Raw genomic sequence first — 419 nt, 5'->3', positions numbered from 1 at the left:
AACAGCATGTTTGCCTCGTTTGCGGCACGGCGTTCGATACCGGCGCCATCCTGCTGGACAAGCGCCTGCGCGCGAGCATGGAGCGCCATACGGCAACCGGCTGGGGCCTGTGCCCCGAGCATCAGAAGCTGTCCGACGATGGCTTTGTTGCACTGGTCGAATGCGATCCGCAGCGCAGCGGCGCGCAGGCCGCGGGCACATGAAACCCGACCAGGCGTACCGGACGGGCCGACTGGCCCATCTACGGCGCACGGTGTTCGCGCAGATGTTCAACGTGCCGATCGAAGACAAGCAGGCTTGCGTATTCGTTGAGCCTGGCGTGATCGAACAGTTGCAGTCGATGACGGCGCCGGCGGCGAGCTGATCGCGCCGCGCTGCCTTCGGTGCGTCGTTCCTTCGGGAGCGGCGCACCTTTCTTC

The 419-nt window shown here is 65.4% G+C and carries 1 pseudogene; it reads left to right on the top strand.

Features of this window, described 5'->3' with window-relative positions:
* Positions 1 to 364: pseudogene (locus tag E0L35_RS25735) on the top strand (ATPase); the annotation flags it as partial.
* Between the last annotated feature and the right edge of the window lie 55 nt (positions 365 to 419).

This window comes from Halomonas sp. ATBC28, assembly GCF_005937175.1.
GTDB lineage: Bacteria > Pseudomonadota > Gammaproteobacteria > Pseudomonadales > Halomonadaceae > Vreelandella > Vreelandella titanicae.
The sequence above is the reverse complement of the archived record's forward strand: the minus strand, read 5'-3'. Positions and strand labels throughout refer to the sequence as shown.